The 6,502-nt window shown below is 43.6% G+C and carries 7 protein-coding genes; 3 read left to right on the top strand and 4 right to left on the bottom strand.

The features are described from left to right. Positions 1 to 253: hypothetical protein (locus ACRCZA_RS07745; RefSeq protein ID WP_438673878.1), on the top strand; the 253-nt coding region annotated here is incomplete at its 5' end. A 299-nt stretch (positions 254 to 552) separates the two neighbouring features. Here the strand turns inward: ACRCZA_RS07745 and ACRCZA_RS07740 are convergent. Beyond that, positions 553 to 1,626, bottom strand: coding sequence for a hypothetical protein (locus ACRCZA_RS07740; protein ID WP_438673877.1), 1,074 nt, complete (start codon positions 1,624 to 1,626; stop codon positions 553 to 555). 57 nt (positions 1,627 to 1,683) lie between these two features. Between ACRCZA_RS07740 and ACRCZA_RS07735 the strand changes: the two genes are divergently transcribed. Further along, a complete protein-coding gene (locus tag ACRCZA_RS07735; protein WP_438673876.1) occupies positions 1,684 to 1,971 on the top strand; it encodes a hypothetical protein in 288 nt (95 codons plus the stop codon). 138 nt (positions 1,972 to 2,109) lie between these two features. On the opposite strand, the gene ACRCZA_RS07730 is transcribed toward ACRCZA_RS07735, so the two are convergent. The 3 genes from ACRCZA_RS07730 to ACRCZA_RS07720 all read right to left on the bottom strand — a co-directional run bounded on the left by ACRCZA_RS07730 (position 2,110) and on the right by ACRCZA_RS07720 (position 5,593). Further along, positions 2,110 to 2,451, bottom strand: a complete 342-nt coding sequence (locus tag ACRCZA_RS07730) for a cytochrome c3 family protein (protein ID WP_438673875.1) — start codon at positions 2,449 to 2,451, stop codon at positions 2,110 to 2,112. 68 nt (positions 2,452 to 2,519) lie between these two features. Further along, the gene (locus ACRCZA_RS07725) at positions 2,520 to 4,181 is read right to left on the bottom strand and encodes an FAD-dependent oxidoreductase (RefSeq protein ID WP_438673874.1); all 1,662 of its coding nucleotides are present in this window, start codon (positions 4,179 to 4,181) and stop codon (positions 2,520 to 2,522) included. Between the two features lie 173 nt (positions 4,182 to 4,354). Further along, positions 4,355 to 5,593, bottom strand: coding sequence for an OprD family outer membrane porin (locus tag ACRCZA_RS07720; protein WP_438673873.1), 1,239 nt, complete (start codon positions 5,591 to 5,593; stop codon positions 4,355 to 4,357). A 437-nt stretch (positions 5,594 to 6,030) separates the two neighbouring features. Between ACRCZA_RS07720 and ACRCZA_RS07715 the strand changes: the two genes are divergently transcribed. Then, positions 6,031 to 6,502, top strand: a 472-nt coding sequence (locus tag ACRCZA_RS07715) for a FadR/GntR family transcriptional regulator (RefSeq protein WP_438673872.1), incomplete at its 3' end; no start/stop codon positions are given.

Below are 6,502 nucleotides of genomic sequence, written 5' to 3'. Positions count from 1 at the left end.
TGGTGATGCAGTTAAAAATAAGAGCATTAAATTTACCATCAATATAAGTTGTGATACAGGAGAATTATTACAGTTCACTCATGAAAATCTGTTAGCCACAGATTGGTTAAGGGAAAACTACAACGAAATTCCACTTCCTAGCTATAACGTAACAGATACCATTAATTCATTTAAAGGATGTTTTATAACATATAATTCTAGTAATTCTGATAGCAAATTATTCGTCAGTATAATCAAGCATACTCATTGGTAATGCGAGCAGTATTGGTGAATTCAACTTAGGTTTCTGAGTCTATAATACCTTCTGCATAAATTGTGTTTAATTTATTGGCAATTAATGTGAGTCCGTCAAGATGAATGCAAGTCCATTGTTAGTTAATTTGCACCCATTGGCAGTTAATGTGAGTCGGCGGTCCCGCTTATTATAAATTAATGTGAGCCCAATTTGGCGGATGTAATCGCGCCGAAGAGATTATGTGTGCAAGCAGCTACAATAGTGTTTCAGCGGCGTGCCTTTGGGCTAATGCGGATACACCACGACGGACCAAATTTTTAGTAATGAACGAATAGGGCATAGACAATAACAGGTAGAATGGGGACAAGATTAACGATGACAAAAGCAATTGGAAGGATCCTGAGGTATGGCATAGCTTGCTTTCCGAACAAGGCTAATATATTTAAACCAATAACGATAAATGCGCTCACACTTGCAATATTAATCAGCAAAGAGAGAATTAGCATTTGTTGTACGAGGGATAGTTCGTCATATATTCCTGCATTAGTGACATCAATCAGTGCAGCCTCTCTGTTAGCTAAGGTTTTTGCAATCCATGCCTGAATGATAACGTCTACTGCCTGGGAGCTAAGTCCTAAATTTTTCAATAGTAAATGTGGGTAATAGGTAAGATAGCTCCAGTCAATATTAAATTTATATGCCGAGTCTTTGATGGTTTCAAAGAATATAATGGTAATTGCTTTATTTGCGGTAAGTTTGCTAGCCCCAACTAAATATTGCATGAGGTATTCTGATAAACGTTTTGGCGATGATTCAGAGTGAATACTGTCGTCAGTATAATGAGCGGGTTGGCTCGATTTTCCAATACTAAAGGGGATGGAAAGAATGAGAATAGCTGAGGGTAAAACCAAGCTGGCGAGCAGGAGTTGATATACTGGAATGCCTAATGCCGATAGTGAAATACAGCTAATTCCTCCCGCAGAGCTAAGGCCAAGCAACAATATCATATAGCGATCACGTTGAGTGAGTTTTAGCCTTTCTGTTCTTATAAAAAGCAATAAATTTGAACAACCCAATAAGAAGGTTAATCCAAATATTTTTTGATTTAGCTTTAGCTTGGATGTGCTGAGTGAGTAATTAAGCTTTTGGTTAACAAGATAATGGCCAACCCCTAAAAGCGCACAGATGAATATCGCACTGGGCGCAATATCGCTGAGAAACTGTTGGGTGATGCTAAAGTGTACAGGGAACTGACCCAGTAGTTGAGTTTTAATGGAAAATATCATGACGATTATGGATACCGTCATGATTTGTATTAGCTGTAGATTCGGTTTGATGTATTGCCGATATATCATGGTGTAACAGGTTTTATTCGTAAAATGTGTCGCCATATTAGCTGATACTCTTTAGCGATAGGGCGATATAGAGCACATATCTCAAGAATGTATATGTATGACATATTGTATTTATTAAAAAAGCTAGCGATGTCAAAAAATGACCTAAGTTATGGTGTGGTGTCGCCTCGTTTTAACGGCGAAGGCAGTGCTGAAATTCTCCCCAAAGGAGTCGAACAGATAGGCAACAGCCTGACAATTTATAAGGGTGAATTGTTGCAGCTTTTAAGTTTAATGCTGGCGTTTTCAATCATCGTGGGCAAATCGTTTTGGCGTTTTGCTTTTTTAGGTAATTTGCGATGGCGGATATCAGTGAATTGTTTTGTTGGAAGAACGCGATAACAACCTTGAATAACACCGGGGCGTGACTGGCGATTTTGACAAATAACAACTTGGATTTTATTCGAAATAGGCTGTAATAAAAAACCACCTCAGCAGGGGGTGAGGTGGTGTTAATTGTTCACTTTCACAAAGGACTGTTTACGGTGTTACAAAATCAAATGTTAAGTGGCAGCCTTGACAGTAGTTTTCAGATTTTTGGTGCACATGATGACATTTGGCACAGTCAGTTTCGGTACTGAAATGACGATTGTTATGTGGATTTGTGGGTTTAAAATCCTCGGTTTTAGCCGCTAACTTGGTGGTGTTATGGCATTTCACGCATTTCAGCATAGGCACTGCTTCACGGGTATCCCCTTGATGGCAGCTGGTACATTTTAGGCCTTTATCCATGTGAGTTTGGTCGAGTAACTGCTCGGCGGCAAAGGCACTGCCAGCAAATAGGCTTAACGCCAGTGAAAGCATAATAGTTAAGTTCTTCATGGTTTGATTCCGTTATTCATTTTGAAGGATGCCTTATGTACAGGCTCCACTATTGATGACGCCATGGCTTACAGCTTGGCGACATATTTACCTGCTAAGTAACCGAAGGTATAACAACGACCTAATGACAGACCGAATACGGTTAATGGGTAATCAACACCACCGTAGAAGCCTCCTCCCATGTTGCCGACGATAAATAAGCCGCCGATTGGCTTACCATCTGCATCAAGGGCTTGATGGTTTTCGTTAACTAATACGCCTGAAGTGATGGCCGATAGGCGCATGCGACGGTGAATACCGTAGAAGGGGGCCTTTAACACGGGAGCCATTTTGCTGGGTGCTTTACCGAAATCTTCGTCTTTACCGGTTTTACATAGCTCGTTATAACGGTTCACATTTTTCACGAAGGTCTTTGGATCGCAACCTAATTTCACCGCTAACTCTTCTAAGGTATTAGCTACGAAGGTATTGATTTGTGATGGAAAGACGCCTTTCTTCTCCGAAGGATCTTCAGGCATGTAGTTCTTCAATTCTTCAGGTGTATAGGCTTTACCTGGCCAGTTTTTGGCTTGTTCCATATAGTTAGAATCGAAGATCTGAGAGTAACAACCTTGGTCTGCTTCGCTACGTAGGTAGTTATTCATCAGTGACATTTCAACGGCTTCGTTGACGAAACGTTCGCCTTTGCGATTTACCACGAGGAATGGCATATCACACATTGAGGCGGGGCCGGCGTCAAAGTCATGAAGCATCTTAGTGTGGCCAGCCGGTTCGATCACTCCGCCCGCCCAATACGCCATGGCAAAACCGTCCCCTGTACGATCCATTTGCTTGCGTTCGAAGTTTTTCAGATCGGGGATGAAGAAGTCGCACATGGCTTTGTTGTTTTGGTAGTCACCCGCGGCCAAAATCACCCCTTTTTTGGCCATAAATTTATGATATTTACCATCACGATTTTGGGCGATGACACCAATCACTTTCCCGGTTGCATCTTGGATCAGTTGGTTAGCTGGCGTGTTAAAGAAGAATTTAACGCCTGCTTTTTCGGCTGTTTTAGCTAGCGCACGCATACCGTCACCCGCGGTGTAGGGTTTTGGCCCAAAGTAAGAGGTGACAAACTCTAATGGGTACTCGGTAATGCCTTTAATACCGTGCTGTGGTTTGGTGCCTTGGTCAACCACAGAGGCGCCGCCTTGTTTAGCGCGATCAATTACCCAAGAAACCGCTTCACCTGAGTTGTAGGCCCAGCTTCTCAGTAGTGCGGGATTGCTGCGGTGGGCGTTGTCGGCCATTAAGCGATTGACGAGCGCTTCAACACCCGCTTTATCGCTTTTTTTCACATCCAGACCAGACCCCGTGTTACCTTGAGCAACAGGGATGGCCTGTTTTTGCAGCACGGCAACCTTAGCACCGTTTTCTGCCGCCGATAATGCCGCTGGAACGCCAGAAGCACCGGCACCGACCACAACCACATCGAAGGTTTGCGTCGAAGCAATTTCACTGTCTGGGATGGCTCTTGGCTTTGGCATAAACTCAAGCGTCGCATGGCCAATTTGGGCGTACTCCGGTGCGTGTGTGGAAACTGGGGAAGCACTGGCTGAGCCGGTTAATCCCGCAAACGCTAAGCCACCAGTACCCATCGCGGCACGGGTTAAGAAGCTGCGGCGTGATAGACCATTCTGTAAAACATGGGCGGTATATTGGTCCATTTCTGTGGGTTTTTTACTCATTTTCATTTCTCCGTTGTTTATATCGTTAGGCAATATTCGCTCTGAATAACGACATAAGTTTTGGCCAAGGATCAAACTGGCAAACGACTCGCCAAGTGACAAAGGCCTAAAAAAGGGGTGTATCCAAAGGACGTTAATACACCCTGTAGGTAGGCGCAGGGGGAGCGCGCGTATTAGTGGCCTAAAGCAAACTTGTAAGTCAGGTATAAGCGGAGATCGTTGAGATCTTCCTTCTGATCAAAATCAACCATTGCATAGCGAGCTCTCAGACCTAAGCCCTCGAAGGCTCCGCCAAACTTATAGGTCACTGAAAAGTTGGTTTCGGTAAAGTCATTCAGACTTTCGGGAGAGTCATAGTTGCCGTAAAAGGCATAGGCGCTTAGGCCTTTAGCACCGACTTGGCCGAAGTCGTATTCCAGTTTCAAGGCGTTGACTTCTTCACCAGCGAGTGCGGATTGGTATACCTGCTGGATCACAACCTTGTCATCACCCCATGGTGTCAGCACGGTATCGTCACCGGTTTTGGCGTACATGTAAGTGAGATCCATGCCTGCCAATTTAGCCCCGAGATGGAAACCATATTGATACGTATCCAGTTCGCCAGCGGATTTATTGCCCGTTGCTTGTTGGTTAAGGTAGGAGGGGATGAAATACAGATTAGTGCTGCCCAATTGGGTCGAAAGATTTACCTTGGCATAGGTCTGTTGGAACACATCTTCCATATAGTATTGCCAAAGGTTGATTTGTGTTTTTACCGTGTCAAAGGGCAGCTGATATTTAGCGCCGATTGCATACATAGGGCTGTCTTCTACATCAACGACCTTGCCGGTGTTACGTTTGACTTCCGCTTTTACAGCCTCACTGACAGAGATAAAGCGTGCATCGGTCCATCCCATAGAGTCGGTGATATAGAGGGCTGATAACGTTAGATTGTCGATACTGTGGTTTTCAGCGGAAAAGCCACGGAAGGTTCGAGGTATGGCGCGGATATCATGGGGATTCATCATTGGGGTGCGTAGCTCTTGGGCCCCCAATCTGAATTGGGTATTCCACCAGTCACCTTGAACATAGTATTCCTGCATACGGTTGACACTTTGGTGATCGCCATTTGAATCTTGACCGACTAAGTTATAAACCGCATCTGAGTCGTTCACCCAAATGGGATTTGCAGAGGCAAAGCTCGTGCCGATACTCAGGCCATTCACTTTGGCGGTGTTGTAATAAAACAATCCGCCGAGTGATGTGGTGTGCTGGGTGGTGGTGTTCCCATCAAAATCTTTGGTGAAGTCTAACAGACGTAATTCACCTTTCACTGTGCCTTCACTGAACATCTTGTCGATAGTGGTGTCGGCGATTGCGGGTACCGCGAGTGCTGACAACACGACCAAGGATAAATAAGACTTTTTCATCATCATCTCTTCCTATTATTAGTATTAGTAGCCTAAAACGATTTTTAGGTTTTTAGCACGCTGTTATTGTCTTTCGTTAAATGTATGACGTATAACTTATGCCGGCAATCGTATCTTTCAAAATGTGAGAATTAGGTTGCGAAATTCGCAAAGATGTAATTTAGATCAACAAAATGAGTGCTTTTTAATCGCTAATTTAGCTAATGGTTTATTACAAAGTTGGCTAGGCACTGGGATAGCGCTTAAACAGAGTGCTTGCGTATAAATTTGCTTTTAAATCGATTGGTTATATGTTTTTTGTGTGGAAGATAGTGCGAGTTATCGATTCAAATCGATGAGCATTGTTAGTGAATTCATCTCAGGCTTAACCGAATGAATATTTAGTTATCAGCTTGATTTGTGTTAAAATTTGAACTTATTTTTTGATTCGAGATGATAATTTGAATACTTTTAAACCCGTTAAGCAGCTACGAGCATCAACAGAAATTGGGCAGCAATTAAAAGAGGCCATTTTTGACGGTAGGTACAAAGCTGGAGATAAGCTTCCTTCAGAGCGGGAATTAATCGATCTGTTTATGGTCAGCCGCACAGTGGTCAGAGAAGCGGTCAAAATTCTCGAGGCGAGTGGTTTAGTTGAAATTCGTCAGGGCGCCACCGGGGGCGCATTTGTTAAGCAGATCAACTTTGAGCGCTTAAGCAATGCCTGCCAAGATTTATTGACAATGGGTAAAATGTCGTTGCCTGAAATTATCCAAGTGAGGATGTTGCTCGAACCACAGGTTGCTCGTTTAGCGGCGAGAAACTGCACGGCCGAACAAGCAGCAAAATTGCATGATGCCAGTCAGCATGAAGACGATACTTTAGAATATCCCACCACCGTGGTATTACGTTCTCAAGTGCATTTTGTGTTGG

This window comes from Shewanella sp. (genome assembly GCF_051658185.1).
In the GTDB taxonomy this organism is placed as follows: domain Bacteria; phylum Pseudomonadota; class Gammaproteobacteria; order Enterobacterales; family Shewanellaceae; genus Shewanella.
Note: the sequence above shows the minus strand (reverse complement) of the source record. Positions and strands in the feature narration are given on the sequence as shown.